At 44.8% G+C, this 20,320-nt stretch carries 18 protein-coding genes; 6 read left to right on the forward strand and 12 right to left on the reverse strand.

Annotation, left to right across the window (positions count from 1 at the left end):
- The first annotated feature begins 8 nt into the window (after window positions 1-8).
- Window positions 9-1,196 (forward strand): acetyl-CoA C-acyltransferase, encoded by a 1,188-nt coding sequence (locus UXZ23_RS08245; protein ID WP_320820126.1) that lies wholly within the window; start codon window positions 9-11, stop codon window positions 1,194-1,196.
- A gap of 84 nt (window positions 1,197-1,280) precedes the next feature.
- Here the strand turns inward: UXZ23_RS08245 and purU are convergent, their stop codons facing one another.
- Window positions 1,281-2,132 (reverse strand): formyltetrahydrofolate deformylase, encoded by an 852-nt coding sequence (gene purU / locus UXZ23_RS08250; protein ID WP_320820127.1) that lies wholly within the window; start codon window positions 2,130-2,132, stop codon window positions 1,281-1,283.
- A 109-nt stretch (window positions 2,133-2,241) separates the two neighbouring features.
- On the opposite strand from purU, the gene UXZ23_RS08255 reads away from it, so the two are divergent.
- The 3 genes from UXZ23_RS08255 to ppnN all read left to right on the forward strand — a co-directional run bounded on the left by UXZ23_RS08255 (window position 2,242) and on the right by ppnN (window position 5,085).
- Window positions 2,242-3,012, forward strand: coding sequence for a hypothetical protein (locus tag UXZ23_RS08255; protein WP_320820128.1), 771 nt, complete (start codon window positions 2,242-2,244; stop codon window positions 3,010-3,012).
- Between the two features lie 132 nt (window positions 3,013-3,144).
- Window positions 3,145-3,714 (forward strand): HPP family protein, encoded by a 570-nt coding sequence (locus tag UXZ23_RS08260; protein WP_320820129.1) that lies wholly within the window; start codon window positions 3,145-3,147, stop codon window positions 3,712-3,714.
- 9 nt (window positions 3,715-3,723) lie between these two features.
- Entirely contained in the window at window positions 3,724-5,085 is a 1,362-nt protein-coding gene (gene ppnN, locus UXZ23_RS08265) for a nucleotide 5'-monophosphate nucleosidase PpnN (protein WP_320820130.1), read from the forward strand.
- A 61-nt stretch (window positions 5,086-5,146) separates the two neighbouring features.
- On the opposite strand, the gene UXZ23_RS08270 is transcribed toward ppnN, so the two are convergent.
- From UXZ23_RS08270 to UXZ23_RS08320, 11 genes are all read right to left on the reverse strand, one after another.
- Window positions 5,147-6,826, reverse strand: coding sequence for an alkaline phosphatase (locus UXZ23_RS08270; protein WP_320820131.1), 1,680 nt, complete (start codon window positions 6,824-6,826; stop codon window positions 5,147-5,149).
- 63 nt (window positions 6,827-6,889) lie between these two features.
- Entirely contained in the window at window positions 6,890-8,572 is a 1,683-nt protein-coding gene (locus tag UXZ23_RS08275; protein ID WP_320820132.1) for a hypothetical protein, read from the reverse strand.
- A gap of 64 nt (window positions 8,573-8,636) precedes the next feature.
- Window positions 8,637-10,562, reverse strand: coding sequence for an alkaline phosphatase PhoX (locus tag UXZ23_RS08280; protein WP_320820133.1), 1,926 nt, complete (start codon window positions 10,560-10,562; stop codon window positions 8,637-8,639).
- A gap of 162 nt (window positions 10,563-10,724) precedes the next feature.
- Window positions 10,725-11,399, reverse strand: coding sequence for a flagellar motor protein MotB (locus tag UXZ23_RS08285; RefSeq protein WP_320820134.1), 675 nt, complete (start codon window positions 11,397-11,399; stop codon window positions 10,725-10,727).
- A complete protein-coding gene (locus tag UXZ23_RS08290; RefSeq protein ID WP_320820135.1) occupies window positions 11,396-12,202 on the reverse strand; it encodes a motility protein A in 807 nt (268 codons plus the stop codon). The genes UXZ23_RS08285 and UXZ23_RS08290 overlap by 4 nt, the downstream gene beginning before the upstream one ends.
- A gap of 6 nt (window positions 12,203-12,208) precedes the next feature.
- Window positions 12,209-14,134 (reverse strand): FliG C-terminal domain-containing protein, encoded by a 1,926-nt coding sequence (locus tag UXZ23_RS08295; protein ID WP_320820136.1) that lies wholly within the window; start codon window positions 14,132-14,134, stop codon window positions 12,209-12,211.
- A 10-nt stretch (window positions 14,135-14,144) separates the two neighbouring features.
- Complete coding sequence (locus UXZ23_RS08300; protein WP_320820137.1) at window positions 14,145-14,816, reverse strand: tetratricopeptide repeat protein; 672 nt, start codon at window positions 14,814-14,816, stop codon at window positions 14,145-14,147.
- Between the two features lie 8 nt (window positions 14,817-14,824).
- A complete protein-coding gene (locus UXZ23_RS08305; RefSeq protein ID WP_320820138.1) occupies window positions 14,825-15,883 on the reverse strand; it encodes a hypothetical protein in 1,059 nt (352 codons plus the stop codon).
- Between the two features lie 366 nt (window positions 15,884-16,249).
- Window positions 16,250-16,552 carry a 4a-hydroxytetrahydrobiopterin dehydratase gene (locus UXZ23_RS08310; protein ID WP_320820139.1) on the reverse strand — a complete coding sequence of 101 codons (303 nt, stop codon included), beginning with the start codon at window positions 16,550-16,552 and terminating at the stop codon, window positions 16,250-16,252.
- Window positions 16,553-16,664: 112 nt separating this feature from the next.
- Window positions 16,665-18,176 carry a fumarate hydratase gene (locus tag UXZ23_RS08315; protein ID WP_320820140.1) on the reverse strand — a complete coding sequence of 504 codons (1,512 nt, stop codon included), beginning with the start codon at window positions 18,174-18,176 and terminating at the stop codon, window positions 16,665-16,667.
- Between the two features lie 175 nt (window positions 18,177-18,351).
- On the reverse strand, window positions 18,352-19,113 hold the full coding sequence (locus UXZ23_RS08320) for a DUF2846 domain-containing protein (protein ID WP_320820141.1): 762 nt from the start codon (window positions 19,111-19,113) through the stop codon (window positions 18,352-18,354).
- 230 nt (window positions 19,114-19,343) lie between these two features.
- Here UXZ23_RS08320 and UXZ23_RS08325 point away from each other — a divergent pair, with 230 nt between their 5' ends.
- On the forward strand, window positions 19,344-19,850 hold the full coding sequence (locus tag UXZ23_RS08325; RefSeq protein ID WP_320820142.1) for a hypothetical protein: 507 nt from the start codon (window positions 19,344-19,346) through the stop codon (window positions 19,848-19,850).
- A 12-nt stretch (window positions 19,851-19,862) separates the two neighbouring features.
- Window positions 19,863-20,297, forward strand: a complete 435-nt coding sequence (locus UXZ23_RS08330) for a hypothetical protein (RefSeq protein WP_320820143.1) — start codon at window positions 19,863-19,865, stop codon at window positions 20,295-20,297.
- Window positions 20,298-20,320: the final 23 nt, after the last annotated feature.

Genomic DNA, 20,320 nt, shown 5'->3' on the forward strand with positions numbered 1-20,320 from the left:
AGACTCTCATGTCGAATCAGGATTCCGTAGTTATCGTTGCCGGTGCGCGCACACCGATGGGCGGCTTTCAAGGCAGCCTTAGCGCCGTTAGTGCAACCGATCTAGGTGCTATAGCCATCGCAGAAATTATTAAGCGCGCTGGCATTCAGCCTGCTGACGTGCAAGAAGTGATCATGGGGAACGTACTGCCAGCAGGGCTCAAACAAGGTCCAGCGCGCCAAGCAATGCGTAAAGCCGGATTATCGGATGCAACTGGTGCAACCACCATCAACAAGCTGTGCGGCTCGGGCATGAAAGCCACCATGATTGCCCACGACGCCATCAAAGCAGGTTCGGTTGATGTCGCTGTCGCAGGCGGCATGGAATCAATGTCCAACGCACCTTACATCTTAGAAAACGCGCGCACTGGCTACCGCATGGGGCATGGCGACCAAGCAAAAGATCACATGTTTTTAGACGGCTTAGAAGATGCTGAAACCGGCAAGCTCATGGGGGCTTTCGCTCAAGAAACTGCCGATAGCAAAGGCTATACCCGCAAACAAATGGATGATTATGCTATTCGTTCACTGACACGCGCCAAAGCTGCCATCGAGTCAGGCTTAAACGCTGCTGAAATCGTTTCTGTAACCGTGACTACTCGTAAAGGTGAAACAGTTGTCAGCCAAGACGAACAGCCGTTTAACGCGAACATCGACAAAATCCCAAGCTTACGTCCTGCCTTCCGTAAAGACGGTACCATTACCGCCGCCAACGCTTCATCAATTTCTGACGGTGCCTCTGCCTTATTGTTGATGCGTGAATCTGTTGCCCAAGCAAAAGGGGTTAAACCTATTGCTCGTATCGTCGCTCATGCAACGCAATCACAGCACCCATCTGAGTTTACCATTGCTCCATGCGGCGCGATTGAAACCGTGTTGGCTAAGGCTGGCTGGAATAGCCAAGAAGTTGACCTTTATGAGATCAACGAAGCATTCGCTATGGTTGCGATGATGCCGATTGATGCGCTAGGTCTTGATGCCGAAAAAGTGAACATCTACGGCGGCGCTTGCGCTCAAGGGCACCCTGTTGGCTCAACCGGTTCACGTTTGATCGTGACACTAATGAATGCATTGAAAAACACCGGTGGTACAAAAGGAGTAGCAGCTTTGTGCATCGGTGGCGGCGAAGCAACAGCCGTTGCGATCGAAATGTTATAAGACGTTGAATTAAGGTCAAACTTGGCCTTAATTCATGCATAAAAAACCGGCAATTGCCGGTTTTTTATGCAAAATAAAATCTGATTAAAATACGATGGTTTTATTACCATGCAGTAAAACGCGATCTTCTAAGTGACTGCGCACTCCGCGAGCCAACACAGATTTCTCTACGTCTTTACCCAAGCGCACCATATCTTCAACAGTATCGTTATGGCTAATGCGAATAACGTCCTGATCAATAATAGGCCCAGCATCAAGCTCCTGAGTGACGTAATGACAGGTCGCTCCGATTAATTTAACACCACGCTCAGCCGCTTGATGGTATGGCTTGGCGCCTACAAACGACGGTAAAAAGCTGTGATGAATATTGATCACTTGGCCTACATATTTCGTGCACAACTCAGGGGGAATAATCTGCATGTAGCGTGCAAGTACAATTGTATCTGCTGCGTGCTCTTCAACAATGGCATTTACGCGACGAAAATGTTCCGCTTTATTGTCTTTATCCACTGGTACGTGAAAAAACGGGATCCCATGCCACTCAACTAAGGAACGTAAATCGTCATGATTAGAAATAACACACGGAATATCGCAATTGAGTTCTTTGCTATGCCAGCGGTGCAACAAATCAACAAGGCAATGGCTCTGTTTACTTGCCATTAGAATTACTTTCTTTGGCGCACCCGAATCACTCACCTGCCAGCTCATCCCGAACTCATCCGCAATCGGCGCAAAGCTTTCTTTCAGGGCTTCAAGATCAAATGGCAATGAATCCGCACGAATGCAATGACGCATAAAAAACCGACTAGTCACTGGATCTGAGTAGTGGTTTGCTTCCACAATCCATCCACCATGCGCGGAGAAAAACTGACCGACTTTGGCCACAATGCCAACCCTGTCAGGACAGGATATTGTTAAACGGTAGACTCGTTCCATAACCTTCCAAATACGTAATTAAGGCCGAGCTGGCCCTTGCAGTCTGAGACAGTTAGTGGTGAACTCTCGTCAGCTTTTAATAAATATTTCAAAAAACAGAGATGGACCTATGTTACTCCTAAGATCCCTGCTCCTCACCTTGTTTGTTAGCCTACCAGCTTATGCCAACAATTCTGAGCTCGAACGCAGTGTCTTTCAATTGTCAGTCGACGTCAAAATGCTATTGCTGAAGTATTACCACGTCCAAGCTGATGAAGGAAATACCCAGCGCATTGCCGAACTTAGCCAGCGTCGTAGTGAAGTAGAAGTACTGCATGAGCACATTAGCAATCAATTGGATGGCTCCTATCTACCGTATAAACAAAACATCCAACAGCGTTGGATAACGTTTGACAGTTATTTGAAGCAAAACCTAAATGAAATCCAAGAAAGTAATTACCCTGAATTGCAGGTTGTAACTCTGATGCGCGAAGCGCAGCGCGCCATGCTTAATGAGCTAGAAAGACTGGGAGAAAATTTGAGACAAAATTCAGAAACAAAACCTTCTGAATACGAACAATGGAGCCGCAATCAAAAGAATCTTATGATCTCGGTCGTAGAACGCTATATAGAACGGGCCGCATCTTCTATCGGTGCTCCCCTAACCACAGATCAAATTGATCTCGCAGCCCTTTGTAAACAATTTGATCGTGGTTTAGTCGATATGAAAAGCCAAGCAACGTCAGACGAAGCCCAAGCTTTACTCTCGAAAATTCAGAGCCAATGGATATTTATTCAAACAGCGGCCACCAATACAGACGCTAAGCTAGTGCCCTTTTTAGTCATGCGCTACACCGATAATATTCTTGATCGGTTAACCTTACTCGATCAACACTCCTAATCGTTCAGCACCTATAATCGGCAGCAATGTCGTATTCGGGTGCATGACACTTAACTGTCGCACTGCTATAGTCAATGCAACTGTGGCGGAAAAGGATCGTACCAAACGTCTATGGGATTGTATGTTTTTGACATGGGACGGCGCATTGAAACGCCCGTGTCAGCCCCTTCGTTGCAAATCAAAGCAACACCAGCAACTCAAGCTGTTGCTAAGATACACTCGAATCTAAAATCGCCTTCGCAAAACTCTCAGCAGGCCATTCACGACTACCAAGAACACACTGAGCATGAGCCTCAGATTGTTGCTTATGCTACCGACATCATGGCAACCGAACTTAAAACCTTAAGCACAACGGCCACCGTCGGCGATGCATGGCTAGCCATAAAAGAAAGCGGATATCGACATCTCCCCGTCATCGACGAACACCATGCGATCCATGCAATTGTTTTCGACCGTGACATTATGGCAACGCTTATCGAAACACCTAAAGCCATTGGCAATAATATTTTGCAGCATGCTATGCATCCGGTTTACTGCATATTAGAAAACACCGATATACGCCAAACAGCAAAAATTTTATATCAACATGATCTCGGCGCTCTGCCGGTGATCAACCGTCAACATCAGTTGACAGGCATCATTACCCGCACTGATCTGTTGCGGTTATTAAGCCATTACGGCCCCATGGAACTGTGGGCATAGGAGTACTATATGGCAAGACACTACGAACTGATTCACCCAAAGACCCACCTACGCGTACTCTCACGTTACGAAATCCAGCAACTTAAAGATGTAAGTAGCCGCACTCATGAATTATTGCGACGCTGTTCTTATGCTGTATTGAGCGCAGGTAGCCTAAATGATGATTATTTAGAACTAGAGAAAGAATATAAAGACTTTAATATTGTCGTCGACCAAGAAGACCGTGGCATCATCTTACGACTTACTGGTGCTCCCGCTAGTGCTTTTGTCGATAACGAAATTATCCGCGGCGTGCGTGAACAATTATTTTCGGTGTTACGCGATATTTTATACGTCGATGAATCGATTTTAAAAGCTCACCGTTTTAACCTTAATAACAGCGAAGACATCACTAATGCTGTTTTTCACATTCTAAGAAATGCCAATATTTTACAACCCGACATGCAACCAAACTTGGTAGTTTGCTGGGGTGGCCATTCGATTGCACCGCACGAATATAAATACACCAAAGACGTTGGTTACCAGTTAGGCCTACGTGGTATGGATATTGGTACTGGTTGTGGCCCGGGTGCTATGAAAGGGCCGATGAAAGGTGCAACCATCGGCCATGCAAAACAACACATCCGCGACGGACGCTATATTGGTATTACTGAGCCGGGCATTATCGCAGCAGAAGCGCCCAACCCTATTGTGAATCAACTCGTGATTCTTCCAGATATCGAAAAGCGCCTAGAGGCTTTTATTCGTTTAGCCCATGGCATCGTTATATTCCCCGGCGGCCCGGGCACTGCAGAAGAGCTCCTTTATTTACTCGGAGTATTGTCTCACCCTGATAACGCGAGAATACCGTTTCCCCTAATTATTACAGGGCCAAAAGAAGCGGAGGAATATTTATACGATATTGATCGCTTTATTGGTGAAACTCTCGGTAAAGATGCGCAGCAGCGTTATGAAATAATCATAGCCGATGAAGAAAAGGTCGCTCGCCGAATGAAAGCTGGGATTCATGAAGTCGAGACGTTCAGACGTGAGCACAATGATGCTTTTTTCTATAATTGGGCACTGACCATTCAAGATGAATTTCAACATCCGTTTGATCCGACTCATGAAGCCATGCAGTCATTAGCCCTCAACCATACGTTACCGAGCCACGAACTCGCTGCGAATTTAAGACGTGCATTTTCTGGCATTGTAGCCGGCAATGTGAAAGCCGATGGCGTGAGTCGAGTACGAGAGCACGGGCCATATCAGATCACTGGTGATCGGGACATACTAGAAGGAATGGATCGACTACTCAGGGCCATGGTAGAGCATGGAAGAATGAAGATAAAAGGTAATTACAAACCTTGTTACGAAATAGTCTCTAGCTAAAAAATCGTATCTAAATAAAAAGCCCTGCATTGCAGGGCTTTTTTATAACTATATTTAAATGCTATTTTTTAGGCAGCGTCGACGTCGCTTTACCCGTTAAGTTAGCGACGTAATTCATAATATGAAAAATGACATTTTGCTCATGAACGCCACTCACTAAGTGTGCGCCCGGACCAGTCGCAAAAATACCGACATCTTCACCAGAGTGAGTCTCCGACTCTAAAGGAATTAAGGTTTCTTGGTGATATCCCGGTGCTTGGGTATTGATAGAATTTAGATCCTTACGCCCCTGATCAATAGGATGCTCATAAGCTAGATCAGCATCTGTTTCGTCACCTAGATCTTTAAAGCCACGCCCATTAGCATATCCAAGCGTGGTATAAGGCATATTATCCAAAGCCAGTGCTTCTTGATCACTACTGACAGAAACAACTTTACCTAAAATCGGATTACCACGCTTTGGGTAACCGGCCATGGTAAAAACATGGCTATGGTCCGACGTCACAATAATCAAGGTTTCATTCGGATTTGTAGATGCTTGAGCTCTAGCCACCGCTTGGCTAAGTTCAATGGATTCATGCAAAGCATTAAAGGCACTTCCTGCATGATGGCCGTGATCAATACGACCCGCTTCAACCATTAAAAAATACCCTTTATCCTTTGCCTCTAACAACTGAATCGCTTTAGCTGTCATCTCACTAAGCGATGGCTCACCTGAAATATCCTTTTTACGATCCATTTCGTAGCGCATATGCGATTCATTGAACAAGCCTAGTACTGGTAATTGTGCAGCTTTAGTGAGCGACTCAAACCCAGTCTGATCCATAACATATTGACCATAGGGATATAGCTTTTTCCATTCAGCAATTAGATCGCGATTGTCCGTACGATCACCTTCAATAGCACTTACGGCATCAGGCGAATTAAATGCAGCATCTTTCGGCAGAAAGTGACGTCGTCCACCACCCATAGCGACATCAATGCCATCAACACTGACGCCATACTCTTGTTGAATACGCTCTTTAAAATGCACAAATTGATCGGCAATATCGACACACCCTTGAGCAATCGCCTCGGTAGGCATATCCGACACATCTTCCCAGTCGCGATCAGGGCTATGAGCATAGGTTGCGGCAGGAGTAGCATGCGTTAAACGTGCAGTCGTAACGATGCCCGTCCCCATACCTGCGATTTCAGCCAGTTCGAGCGCAGAGATGACCTCAGTCCCCTTGCTACTAGCACAATCGCCCCGACTCACCTCTTCACTCAAGCCAATTATACCAGCGTCGGTTTTAACGCCCGACATCATTGCTGTCATAGTGCCAGCGGAGTCGGGGGTTTGCGCATCGACGTTGTAGGTTTTAGAAAATCCTGTAAATGGTAATTTTTCAAAACTTAATTGATTTTCTTCGCCACTTTCACCTCGCAGCTGACCATCCAAAATACGCGCTGCTGTAATGGTCGCGATACTCATACCATCACCGATAAACAAGATAACGTTTTTGGCACTACCCACTTCATTGTGAATGGTTTGAAACTTAGTGAGGTCGCTCTGCAACGAATTCTCAGCAGATTGATACCAAGGGTTGATACTCATGCTAGCTTGCAGACTAGGTGCTAACGGCTCATTCTCAGCAGTCTCTTTCGCTTGTTCAGTGATCGAAGTAATCTTGCTACAACCGGTAATAGCCAGCACGATTACCAAGGTAGCTATTTTTTGTCCAACCCTTTTCTTATTCACAATCACGCTCTGCATGAAACACCCTACTTAGAAAGAAAAGCTAATATAAATTAAAACCGGCGCTCAATAGTAACTCAGAACTTCCGTTATTCCGGTATCGCCTTCTAATTCCACTTCTTTCAAAACTTTGTCACGTGCATTTAAAACAGGCTCGCGCCCTAAACGATAGCTTTGTTCATCAACAATCACCTTATAGGCTTTGTTCAGTGCTATTGCTCGCTCTGGTGTGGGCATCAACAGTACCGAGATATCGTTTTTCAACTGCTCAAACATGTCAGCTTTTGCTTTACCATCTTTAGTGAAAAACTTGTTTAGTACCTCTTCATTATCGCGATATTCATTACCCGTAGGGTTATGCTGCAGGTAATACGCATACTCGCCATGACCATCTTCACGAATCGGATCGGCAACACCCTCTACACCACGCTCACTCCAGTGGTACCAACCCTCTTTATGAGAAGTCTCTTTAAACTTACGCGTAAAGGATATTGTTGTATCGTTGCTAGCACCGACGTATCCGTGACAACCAAGACATGCAAAGGTTTCTTCATAAGTTTGCGGTCGCAAATCACCGGTAGAATCTTCTATAAAGCCCTGATACGTCCAACCATGCGGGGTGTTCATACCATCTTCCATGTTACCGATCACGACTTTAGTGCGCTCCGGAAAATCGTGACGTTCTTTCGTTTCTTTTGTCACTATGGTGCGTAACTGATAGTAGTTTCTCCAACTATTTTTACGCGAATAACGCAGCTCCTTCATACGGGTTGCCATCTTAGTTTGATCACCGTCAACATCGATATAACGGACAGTGTGTAAAAACTCGGTGCCTTCTGGCAATAGACGAGCAGCAAGATGAATATCGCCCTTCTCTAGTAAAACACGGGCCATACCTACATAGCTCATCGTCTTGCCATTTCTAGGATCCCATTCGTACTTAACGTTAGTCGCAATTGCTAATTTCCCATCTTTATCGAGATCGACATTTAAGCTGGTTTCATCAACAGACGGAATCGCCACGTCTCGTTCATTCATTAAGGATTCTAAAATAGCGAAGTTAGTACGATAAATAACCAAATCAAAGTCGCCTGCTTCATTATTACGAAATGCCTCAGGTAAGCGCATCATGACATCATCAGTTGCACCGTTAGTAGGTAAAAAGGCTCCCGGAAATGGATAGTAGGCGTAGACTCGCCAGCCGGTATAAGTACCTTTAGGGTCATGATCAAAACCGAGATCATCGAAATTGAAATAGACGTCTGGAATAAAACCATCCCAACTACCGTTTTTGTTTCTATCCCAATTTTCAGGCACCGACTCTAAGCGTTTTTTAATGGCTATTTCACCGTCTTTATTGAAGTAGTTGTCAGTACGCACGTAAGAAATAATCGATTCATCGGAAATCGCCTTAATCTCTTCGCTACGATCTTTAAATATATTGTCCCACTCATTCTTTAAGCCTGACTCAGGAAAAACATAAGATAATTGAACATCAATATCATTGAGAAAATTAGGCTCTTTACTGGGGGTATGGCACACATAACAAGGATTGTGTTCGACCCCGTCGGCGACGGGGTCGGTAAAACACTGCGGAGGAATATACGCCGTAGCATTAATCGAGATATCGGCTGTCATTGTAGATTTAGACTGCTCAGACTTAACCGCTTGCGAATTTGATGAAGAACTATCTTCGCAACCCACCATGCAGACCACAAACAAACACAGGGCAATTTTTAAGTGGTGCATACTGACTTCCAAACAGAAAACAAAAAGGGCGACCTAAGTCGCCCTTAATGATATGGCAGATATGTTACTGAACGTTTACAGCGGGGAATGGACCGATATAACCCGTGTAAGCACGTGCTTCGCCCGAACCTGTATCCTTATCAGAGTCAGACTCACCATATGGATGCTGTACAACAGAAGTCATGTAAGACCAGCCGTTAATATTAGGATACCAATAAGGAGAGGTAGTCTCTGCACCATAAGGCGTTGTTTGGATACGAGTTAAACCTTTCTCAGCAAAGTCGTAAGCCCAAATAACGTCATTCTGATGACCAGAACCGGTATCTTCACCAACAATCAGAGCGTCATAGCCAGATACATAAACAACGTTATCCGGATTAGCAATGCCGTCGATATGACATTTATTATTGTCTTCAAAGCCGGCAGCTTGTGCTTCACCAGGGTTACCGTAACCTTTACCCGCAATTGGACGACCAAGGATCAAACCTTTCATATTGCGAGCAACATAGTTTGATTCCATATCTGAGTTTGAACTCAGTTCCATTTCATATACCGCACCACACTTATTTTGTTCTGTTAGCTGAATATGATCTGGACCACCAATATCCTTAGAGTTACCCGCTAGCATACCGCTAGAGATTTCTGACATACCGACGTACATTTTATGACGCTTGCTATCGTAGGTAATACCTTCTTCCTTACGGAATTCGGTAGTAGCACCCTGCATAGCAGCATAACGACGAGTTTCTAAACGTGAAGCCACAGTTTCCATACCGTCTTTAAGCTTCAAACATTCTTGGCCTACACCATTTGCACTAATCGACGTGAAGCCTTCACTACATACCTCTGCAACGGGTGCTTCGGAATCAAAAATGTCATTGAATGTCACTTTTGTTTTGCCGTTAGTACCATGTACATAATCGCTAATTTCAGCATTTGTTGCATGGCCAAGCTCAACCCACGTTAAATTGGCAGAGCCGGCGCCTTCAGCACTAGTTTGATTCCATTTAGCAGCATAAGTAGTACCCGCGCTTAAATCGCCAGCAGTATCGGCAATAAACATGTATAAACCAACGTTAGTACCATCGTCAGTCATATATACAGTTTTAGAATCTGGCATTACGTAAGACAATTCAAATGCTAAACGACCCATTGCATAGTGCTTAGTAACTTCAGTCGTTGCATCTTCATTAACTGTGATTTCAATATTCCAACCGTAGAAGTACGGGTTCCACTGAGTATCACCAGTGTAGTAATCAAGCATCGAATTGCCTGCCGCTTCAACAGCAGTTGGCAGTGCCTTAGCGTTCGGCTCATATTCTTCAGAAGCTAGATGCGTTGTCCAAGGTGTTACCGATCCTGCGCAATGAACCCAACCACCATCGATCCCAGACTGGTCAATTTGAGAAAGCGTTTTAACGGTTAAAGCACCATTTTCTGCGTTTTGATCTAATTCCATCAGGAACATCGCGCCAGGGCGAGATTCAAACTGAGAAACTGAAAAAAGCTTATCACCCACCGGCAGCAATGAAGTGTATTCATTGGAATCGGAGACACGAATAGAACCATCTTCCTCGGTTAATACTGTACCGGTTTCATCCACTAGCTGGCCAAAAGTCACGCCAGTAATTTCAGTCCCTGAACGAGCAAGCGTCTGGTACTCGCCGCCGTAGAACTTACCATCAACCAATACTTGCGATACGAAAATCTCACGTTTATCGGCATCGGTTTGCGGTGCATCGACACCAATAAATTTAGCAAAGGGAACCTTACCATCAGCACCGTTAGCACCATCAGCACCGTTAGCACCATCTGCACCGTTAGCACCATCTGCACCAGGAGCTCCTGGCGCACCATCTACAGTAGTGGTAGTAGTGACACCATTAACACCGTCTTTCCCATCTTTACCGTCGCCGCCACAAGCTACCAAGCTCGCAGAAGATACTAAAATGATCGCCTGCAACAGGTGATTTTTTTGAAAAAAAGCCATCGTAATCTCTCTCTACGTTATTCGGTTAGGAACTATTCCGTGGCAGAATCCTAGAGAAGAGAAATGACAAACAGCGTGCAATTAGATGACAAATTAAAAACAATCTAATGACAATTGATTAGATTGGATAAGAGAGGCGAGCTTCTGACGCGGCAAGGCTCATTAATACCGGCGCACGGCAACCACCACCCGACGATTGTCTTTACGCTGCTGCTCTAGACTCTCGCCATCAATCACTGGCTTAGGACGACTATCGGCAAAACCCGAGGCTTTTAAGCGCTCTTTCGCAATACCTGACGCTAACAGATACTTAACCACATGGGTTGCTCTTGCAGAAGACAGTTCCCAGTTTGACGGGAACTGTTCGGTTGTTATCGGTACACCATCCGTATGTCCTTCGACCTCAACCATATGGCTATCGCCACTGACGTCACGGATAACCCGACTTAACTCTTGTAACAAGGGTAGAGCATTGTCTTTTAAGTCTGCTGATCCAGAATCGTAGAGCGCTACATTCGCAAATTCAATTTGCACACCACGTTGATCCAACGTAACACTGACCTGATCTTCAAGCCCATTTTCTTTAACAAAGTCGTCTAAACCGCGCTTAATATCGGTGAATGGAGTCGTTGGTTGTTGCGAGGCATTGACCTCAGCTAAGCCTTGCTGCAAAGCCTCAACCTTGCCTTGATTTAAATCAGACACCGATAAAATCATGACGAAGAACGCCAGCAATAGCGTAATAGCATCCGAATACGTAACTAACCACGAACTCGATGAATCATCGTAATTAGGGCGACGACGACGCAGGCCACGCTGTTTCGCGGCGTGATTCATTCAAGCTCCTCAGTCAATGCTTTCATGCGCGCGTTGGGTCTTAAATAAGCATTTAACCGATCTTGAATGTAGAGAGCGTCGCGCTTCTCAGCGAGCAGTACAAAACCTTCCATAATTAATTGATGGCGAAAGTACATGGTCTCTTGCTTTTCAGTTACCTGATTGGCGGCGGGCTTAAAAAATAGGTTGGCCAAAACCACACCATACAAGGTGGTAATTAATGCGAGCGCTAAGCCTTTGCCTAAACCAGCCATATCGCCGTTAAGATTATCCAACATGATGATCAAGCCGACAATCGTGCCCACCATGCCGAAACCCGGAGAATACACAGCCATGGTATTCAACACCTTAGATTCCAAGGTATGACGCTGCCAGGTGGCATCCATCTGATCGGTTAATAAAATACGAATATCATGATTTTTATAGCCTGCGCCTATCATCTCAATACCATCACGAACATATTCGTCTTTTAAATCTGCTGATGTCACGGAAGACTCCAGCGCGGCAACGCCTCCTTGCCGATAAATCGTACTCCACTCAACAAAGCGTTGAGCCACCTGTCGTAAATGACGTTGTGATGTCGGCGAATGCAAGAAGGTCTGCATCATACTTTTTACCGCGCACAGAACATCAATCGTAGAATAACTAATTAAGGACGCTGCTAACGTGCTGCCCAAAACCAAAGCCAAACTCGAAATACTGACAAATATTTGATAGTTGCTTGTCGAGCTCATTACCGCGAAGATAAATAAACCAATTCCAGCGCAAAAACCAATTAAGGTACTAAAGGAAAAACGGAACACGATAGCTTACCCCTGTGAGATCTGAACCAGTTCATCCATCGAGAAACGACCCGCGCGAATAACGGCGCGCATCGCCTGTACAATATTCAAACGTGCCTGTTCTATAACTTCGGTACTATTTTCGCTTTCTGCTACTTTTAATTCCGCAATCACACCTGCACGTAATTTTTGTGGCAAGGCGGCAAGAACATGGCGTTTAAACTCAATAGAGCTATGACATAGTGCACTCGCTAAGACACTCCGATCCAACTCGCGCAATTCGTTGGATATCACACGATCTGGAGTCCGAGCTAAATCCGCGAAGGTAAAATAGACCTGTCTCAAGCGGTAATAGGTTTCTGGTTTTTCAGATTTAAGTGTTTTGAGTAAGCGTGTTTCTTCGGTCATTGTCATGCTATCCAACATGCGAATAAGCACTGACAAGCCATCAGCAGATATATTCTCGAATGAGGGAACGGTCAATGAAGCACGCGCCAAGCGATCAGCGACATCTTTGAATGCCGACACAGGTAAACTTTCAAACTGACCTAATTCAAAAGCAACATTGGCTAACTCTTTTTCATTAAGACGTAAAAACATATCGGCTGCTCGTTGCGCCGGCAATTGCGACATCACCAGGGCTTTAATGCGAGTATCTTCGTCCTTAATTAAATATAAAACCTGAGAATCATTTAACTTACTTAAAAAAGAGAATGGTGCATTATCATTATGTTCATCCGTTTGTTTGGTCAAACGCTCGGTAAATTGCTCCATACCTTCTAGTAATTGTGACTCACTCCAATTGCCTTCTTTCAGCATGTCATCAATTTGCCGCCATTGAGTAGGCGTCACTTGCGGCGCTAAGCTGGCGAACAAGCCCTTCCCCATAGTCATCGATAAAGCGGCAACCTCAAATGCTTGGGCACTCTGCAATGCTTGCGCAACACCCTGTTGAAAACGATGCGGTTGCGATAGACCTTGGCTGACGAGTTTCTGCCGAGCTTCATTAATACGATATTTAAGCTGGGCTTTTTCGTCGTCGGCGTGACTGCTCATTGTATTATCGGCGTTATTACCAACGGCACTCACGTCTACCGAACCATTAGCTAATGGACGGTTATTAACTGTTTCACCGCCGCTGAGAATACGACGCCAAAGAGCAAAAAACAGAGCAACGGTCAGTAAGGCAACGAGTAACATGGACGCTAGCCAAATCCATGGGCCATATTGCGCCCAGAAGGTTTGCACACTCGGTTTTGGTTCTATGCGATTAAATTCAGTGCGAACAACATTTAAGGTGTCGCCGCGCAATTCATTTAGCTGGGATTTCCGCGTAATTAAGTTTTTCAGAAACTCACCCTGCTCATCCTTTAAGGTGTTATCAACCACTAAAGTAATCGTTAACTTCTTAATAACATTACGATAACCAATGGTTTTTTCCGTTGCTTTTATGGCTGGCGAGCCCTGATTTGCAGCCTCTTTTAATTGGTCTGCATACTCACTTACTGCGTCGCGCTCTTGTTGCAACTTGCGTACTTGCTGCTGCAATGTTTGCATCTGCTGTTGGTTTTCCATTAAGAGCGGCAGTTCGTTGACCGGTAAGCCAGGTAACTCTTCATAATCCGCGGGATTAATGGCTTCTACCGGTTTCAGTGAAATACGAGAGCCTACTTGCGGCTTACTTGGTAAATCAGGCGCTGCTTTTGCTGGAGTCCCCTCCTGCTTAACAAAGGAACGCGTGCGCTCTAAAATAGCATCTACCTGAATAATAAATCGATCTTCACCAAGATAAGCTTGGATATCGCGTCCTAGACGCGCTTCCATTTCATTTTTAAAGCGCGCTTCCTCTACTTCGTCTTTTTTAACCGGTACTTCATAGGCTTCTTCTGCCTGAAGTAAACCGCTGATAAGCAGTAGTGGTAATGCTAAGAGAGATTTCGATAATATTTTCATCACCATCTCCTCAGCGTAATCGCGCTAAACTGGCTTTAACTTGATCCAACTCTGGATCTAGGCGTAAAGCCTCTTCCCAGCTGGTACGTGCTTCTGCAACCAAGCCCATTTTATAGTAGATACTGCCTTTTAATGCGTGAGCTTGAGCTGAATCTGGAACTTTATCTAACGCTGCATTGGTTTCATCTAAGGCATCCCAATACTGCTTTTTATAAAATAGACTTTGAGCATTGAGAATGTGCTTAGTCATTCCTTCAATACTGGCGATTTTACGCGCTTGCGTATCTTCAATGTCATTAGCTGCTGCGCCTTGTTCTGCCAGCGCTTTATCCTCAGCACTCTGTTCAGCATCATCGTTTACCAGAGGATCACCCGAGGCTTTTTCTTCATTACTGGATGGTAAATCCATAATAAACTTCACATCGCTATCGCCAGCATCCAAGGTCAGTAAAATATCGTAGCCTTCACCATAACGATGAATATGCATCAGTCCATGTTGTTTTTTTGCTTGCTCGGCTACTTTTTGCAAGGTGATTTCTTCTGGTTCAGGCGTCGCTTTCGTTTCCTCCACCCATTCAGAATTACCATAACCTTTAAGCATGCGATTTGAGCGTTCGTAGCTGCAACCTGAAACAACGCTAACCAGTACGATCGCAGAAATGAAAAGCGTTAAATTTTTCATAGTCATTCCTAAAATCGTAAACCAAGGGTTAAATCGTAGCTGGCACCACCGAATTTTCCGGTACGTTCGTAATCGGCGACATCCAGCCAACGAGCATCACCTTCAGGTATGTAAACCACGCCGTAATCAACAAAGCCGTCTTTAAAGAAAGGGAATTCAAAGCCAAAACGAAACACCAATGAGTTAGTATCGTTATAAAATGATTGACCTATTCCCATATAAACTTTGGTATCGAGTAGCGAATCCATTGCTGGAATATCGGCAATAATGCGACCTTCTAAATTAATGCCGGATACATCGAAATAGTCGGTATTGGAAAAGTTTTTGAAGTATTCAAGCGCTAATGTGTACTCAATACTGTCGTCTAGGCTGGTCGTTTCACGACGGCGAATGCCAAATACTGTCATACCTTTTACGTCTTCTGTCGCGTTAGTAACCGTGTTATCGCGCTCTGCACTAATACCCCATGCACCGACGGTAAACTCATAGGTAACACTGTCAAAACCTTCGGTTTCTTGTTCTAGCGTAGTCTTCTTGGAGTATTCTTTTATCCACAATAATTTATTGTCGCGCGCATCGACCATACGTAAATTAATAGTGAATTTATTTTCATGCACCGAGGCATTCCAAAACATAAATGCATCGGCACGTACTTGCTTACCCAGTTTACGTAGTGATTGGTTGTCTTCCGCAGGATGAGATATTTCTAATTTATCGGCTTTCATTGCCACTTGAGTAGTACGGCATTCTAAGCATTGAATAACTTCAAAACGTTCACTATCCATCATGCGATGCATCAGTTTATTTTCGATCATCAAATGCACTTGTTTAGGTATTTGGCGATGTAAGCGATCACCATTGTGATACAACGCAACGCGACGAATATTTGGATCTAGATCAATTAAATCCTCTAAAACAAGCGTTTGATCATCGTCCAATAACTGCTCAAAGCCGGTATACAAGCTGGAGGGAGCTACTTCTGCATCTAGTGCTGGAACATTATCTTGGGCATTTGCCGCAGCTATAAAAGTTGCGAGTAACGCCGTTAGAAATAATCGAAAGTTCATGCAATTTCCTTTCTTCAGGAATCTACGAAGGCTTTGCAGAGCATAGTTGATATTTCAAAGCTAACAGTTTGGTAACGTAGTTATAACCATTTATTAAACAATCGTTTCTTAATTAGAAAGGGCATTTGGTCATGCAACGTCAAAAAGTGATCGGAATTAACATTTAGAGGATAAAGCTTTGATTAAAAAGCAGACAAAAATACGCCGCTTTTCTGACGAGAACGGAGAAGCGTCAGTTAGAAGTCGTCGTTAAGAATGAACAACGTCAGAGAAATAATTATTTGTTTCGGATAGTAACAATGGTGAAATTACTGATATCAAATTCGAATAAGCCATTATATTGAACGAACCCATCGTACTGGTGGCTCATAAAGTGTTAAATAATGCATCACTGGCATGAGCGAGCTCGACATCTGAAGTGGTAATACCTTCGACATCATGTGACCACCAAAAGACATCTACACGACCCCACTGAACGTTGAGCTGCGGATGATGATTAGCCGCTTCTGCCAGCTCGCCAATGCGATTCGCAAATGTCAGGGCCGCCATAAAGTTTTTAAACGTATAGGAACGAGTAATACTTTGCGCCTCGGCAATCAACTCTGTATGCCATTGCGGCAATTCACTAAAAGCTTGCTGTAACTCTTGATCTGATAACTTTCTGCGCATATCAAATTCCTTCTGACGTTAAGCCTAGATATTTTAAGTGGACAACTAATAAAGCACAAAAAAGGAGCCGAAGCTCCTTTCATGTCGTTACTGATTCAACCCAAGTGGCGGATCAGTTAACTTCCGTTGCATTGATACGAGCAAACCACTCCTGTGGACCTGTCTTGTGGACAGACTCACCTTTGGTATCCACAGCTACGGTTACCGGCATGTCTTCTACATCAAACTCGTAGATCGCTTCCATACCCAGATCCGCGAAACCAACAACTTCCGCACCTTTAATCGCTTGGGATACTAAATACGCAGCACCACCAACAGCCATCAAGTAAACCGCTTCGTTATCTTTAATGGCTTCGATAGCAATATCACCGCGCTCTGATTTACCAATCATTCCGAGCAAACCGGTTTTTTCCAGTACGGTACGAGTAAACTTATCCATACGTGTTGCCGTTGTTGGGCCTGCAGGACCAACGACTTCTTCACGTACAGGATCAACTGGGCCTACGTAATAAATAAAACGACCTTTCAGATCAACGGGCAACTCTTCACCGCGAGCAATCATCTCAACCATGCGCTTATGTGCCGCATCGCGACCAGTCAGCATCTTGCCAGATAACAATACGGTTTCACCGGTTTTCCAATCTTTAACGTCTTCAGGCGTTACTGTATTCAAGTTCACACGACGAACGCTATCACCGACTTCCCAGCTAATTTCTGGCCAGTCTTCTAGCTTTGGTGCTTTCAACTGCGCAGGGCCAGATCCATCCAATACGAAATGCGTATGGCGAGTCGCAGCACAGTTAGGAATAATCGCCACAGGCTTGTTCGCAGCGTGTGTTGGGAAATCAGCCACCTTGATATCGAGAACCGTAGTTAAACCGCCCAAACCTTGAGCACCGATACCTAGCTTGTTTACTTTTTCGTATAGCTCTAAACGCAATTCTTCAGCACGATTCTGCGCGCCGCGCGCTTGCAACTCTTGAATATTCACTGGCTCAAGTAAGGCCTCTTTGGCCAGCATCATGGCTTTCTCAGCAGTACCACCGATGCCTATACCCAGCATACCTGGAGGACACCAGCCCGCACCCATTTTTGGCACTTGCTCTAATACCCAATCAACAATGGAATCCGACGGATTCAACATGGCGAACTTGGATTTAGCTTCAGAGCCACCGCCTTTTGCCGCAACATGCACATCCACTGTATTACCAGGAACCAGTTTCATGTGAATAATCGCAGGCGTATTGTCTTTAGTATTGGCACGCTTACCATCGGGATCAGCCAATACAGAGGCGCGAAGCACGTTGTCTGGATGTGTGTAAGCGCGACGAACGCCTTCATTACACATGTCTTCAACACTCATATCGCTTTCAAACTTAACATCCATACCTATCGTCAAAAACACAGTAACAATACCGGTATCCTGACAAATAGGACGTTTACCCATCGCACACATGCGCGAGTTGATCAGAATTTGAGCCATCGCATCTTTCGCGGCTTTAGATTCTTCACGCTCGTAGGCAGCATGAACTGCATCAATAAAATCTTTTGGGTGGTAGTACGATATGTACTGCAGCGCGTCAGCAACGCTCTGGATCAGGTCTTCTTGCTTGATCACAGTCATGGTCGGCTCTCTCTCAAAGGCTTATAGGCGTAATAGTGAAATATCTGAAAAGCGCTTCACGTTAGCCAACGGCAATGGATGGGCGTAAAAACGCCCACATCAGTGGGCGTCGGTCTGGTAGGTATTGTAGCGCAAGCGGTGTCAGTCTAAAACGCCCACATGCCTTGTTCTCAATTTAGAATGGCCACCATTCTTCTTGCTCTGAACGAGGTTTAGCTTTCAAGCCCTCTGGTGCGTCAATGCCACCTTTCGCTGGAATTGGTGCATTAGAGCTTGATTCACGGCGAGAACTATTCGTACTCGCATCGGCCATATCGCTCAGATCACGCTCTTTGCGACCGTTTTGCGTAATTAAATCACGGCCATGATGAATCATCTTAGTATCTTCCATTTCCTTCATCGCCAAGGAATGGGGGACCAACTGCAACGGGCCATCGCCAGTAGTCAGACCATTATCACCAACAATCACATTAACTGGATCTATTTCAGAGTAACGCAGGTAATAAACCTTGCCAGCTTCAACTTGAAAATCGAAGTCTGCATACTTAGCGAAAACAAAATCACCTATGCCTTCTAAGCCGAATATGCCTCGACGCACGACGATATCGTAGGTGCCAGGTTCCATTTCATACCAAGTGTAACCGCCGCCCTTGAAGTTAAATAGACGCTCGTTATTGACGTTGAAGCTAGGAGCTTCAACTTCATCCATAGCCCAGACGCTAATGGGACGATAGATATATACCAAAGCGGTATTTTCATAATCCCAACGGTAGCCCACAGATTTATAGTAATGACCCTTAGGGCCAAACAGCCACTTAGGGTAAGACCCAAAATTATCACCGATTGACTGGTGAAAATTAGTGCAACCCGTCATCGCCATTACGCTGGCAAAAATAGTTACAGGGATCAAGAAACTACGAGACAGTGTTTTTATCATTATTATCTTCCGCCTATTTGGCATTCGGTCTTTATACTGTTTAAGAATAACCGAGTTTGTTCATACTCACATGAATGTATCAGACCTGTGATGCAGTGCTCTATTGTTACCGTTGAACGACTTTGATGCAATCGGTAAAGTAGGACATAAAGTGTACACAAAGTGATCTTTGATCTATAATGACACAGTTGTAAAAAATAACAAAAACAAACAAAAAAGGGGTTGTTGTAATGATGCGCTGTCTATCTCGCGTTACCCTGCTGGCCACTGGTCTGCTTCTATGTACTTCGGCACTGTCATATGACGATGTCGTTAAGGCTTACTACTCCCCGCAATTGGACGAGGCAGTTGATGCTGCCAAGCATACGCCAGATAAAACTGAGTATGTCGGTCATGCTTGGTACAATCGTACAACGTCAAAAAGTTTTCCGCTTCCTAAGCTCCTCAATACTGAGATGGAAAACTTAGTGATTGAAGGCGCAATGGGACCAACGGCTGCCGGTGAAGCAGCGTCTGTTGAATCTCAAAAGCCCGTCCGCGATACTGCTCTTGGCCGCAACATTGCCGAAGATGACGTGACTGACACAGAGCAAGGCACTAGCCCAAAAGAAAATAATGATGCGCCACAGAAAAAAGAAACGTTGTTACGAAACGTGACTTATAAAGGCCAAAATTATGATTTACGCGTGAAGGATGCCCGTTCTAGTGCAACCATAACGGCACAAGTGCGTCGCTAAACGGGCCGTCATATGTATAGAAAAATAACGTCCTCTATACTCCTTTGCGCGCTAGCGACTTTAGTCATCGCTGATGCATCCTATCCCAGTGACAAGGATGATTATTATTCGGACGATCTTGAAGCGGCTGTCACCGAAGCAAAGCAACGCACTCATCATTACGATTACAGCAATACCTTGCGCTACAACCGCACGACTTCACAAAGTATTGAAATTCCGCGTTTACAAAATCAAGACCTTGCTTACACCGCAATTGAAACGCCAGCACTAGCGCCAACAGCTTCATCAGCAGAATCATTAAATGTTGAGCAATCAGCGGATCCTTTATTAAGCAACAAGGACGCGCATGTATTACCAGCGATTCAGGAGCCAAAGGTCACCTTACCTAACCCTAACATAGGTAATACATCTACCTTAGCATCTCCAGTAACCGTTACCGTGCGCTAAAAACCTGTATAACTAAAAAAATG

Origin of the sequence: Thalassolituus sp. (genome assembly GCF_034111725.1) — a bacterium.
Taxonomy (GTDB): domain Bacteria; phylum Pseudomonadota; class Gammaproteobacteria; order Pseudomonadales; family Oceanobacteraceae; genus Thalassolituus.

Coding starts and splice junctions, on each gene's coding strand:
- UXZ23_RS08245 (WP_320820126.1), top strand. CDS start 9: ATGTCGAATCAGGATTCCGTAGTTATCGTTGCCGGTGCGCGCACACCG.
- purU (WP_320820127.1), bottom strand. CDS start 2,132: ATGGAACGAGTCTACCGTTTAACAATATCCTGTCCTGACAGGGTTGGC.
- UXZ23_RS08255 (WP_320820128.1), top strand. CDS start 2,242: ATGTTACTCCTAAGATCCCTGCTCCTCACCTTGTTTGTTAGCCTACCA.
- UXZ23_RS08260 (WP_320820129.1), top strand. CDS start 3,145: ATGGGACGGCGCATTGAAACGCCCGTGTCAGCCCCTTCGTTGCAAATC.
- ppnN (WP_320820130.1), top strand. CDS start 3,724: ATGGCAAGACACTACGAACTGATTCACCCAAAGACCCACCTACGCGTA.
- UXZ23_RS08275 (WP_320820132.1), bottom strand. CDS start 8,572: ATGCACCACTTAAAAATTGCCCTGTGTTTGTTTGTGGTCTGCATGGTG.
- UXZ23_RS08280 (WP_320820133.1), bottom strand. CDS start 10,562: ATGGCTTTTTTTCAAAAAAATCACCTGTTGCAGGCGATCATTTTAGTA.
- UXZ23_RS08285 (WP_320820134.1), bottom strand. CDS start 11,399: ATGAATCACGCCGCGAAACAGCGTGGCCTGCGTCGTCGTCGCCCTAAT.
- UXZ23_RS08295 (WP_320820136.1), bottom strand. CDS start 14,134: ATGAAAATATTATCGAAATCTCTCTTAGCATTACCACTACTGCTTATC.
- UXZ23_RS08300 (WP_320820137.1), bottom strand. CDS start 14,816: ATGAAAAATTTAACGCTTTTCATTTCTGCGATCGTACTGGTTAGCGTT.
- UXZ23_RS08305 (WP_320820138.1), bottom strand. CDS start 15,883: ATGAACTTTCGATTATTTCTAACGGCGTTACTCGCAACTTTTATAGCT.
- UXZ23_RS08310 (WP_320820139.1), bottom strand. CDS start 16,552: ATGCGCAGAAAGTTATCAGATCAAGAGTTACAGCAAGCTTTTAGTGAA.
- UXZ23_RS08315 (WP_320820140.1), bottom strand. CDS start 18,176: ATGACTGTGATCAAGCAAGAAGACCTGATCCAGAGCGTTGCTGACGCG.
- UXZ23_RS08320 (WP_320820141.1), bottom strand. CDS start 19,113: ATGATAAAAACACTGTCTCGTAGTTTCTTGATCCCTGTAACTATTTTT.
- UXZ23_RS08325 (WP_320820142.1), top strand. CDS start 19,344: ATGATGCGCTGTCTATCTCGCGTTACCCTGCTGGCCACTGGTCTGCTT.
- UXZ23_RS08330 (WP_320820143.1), top strand. CDS start 19,863: ATGTATAGAAAAATAACGTCCTCTATACTCCTTTGCGCGCTAGCGACT.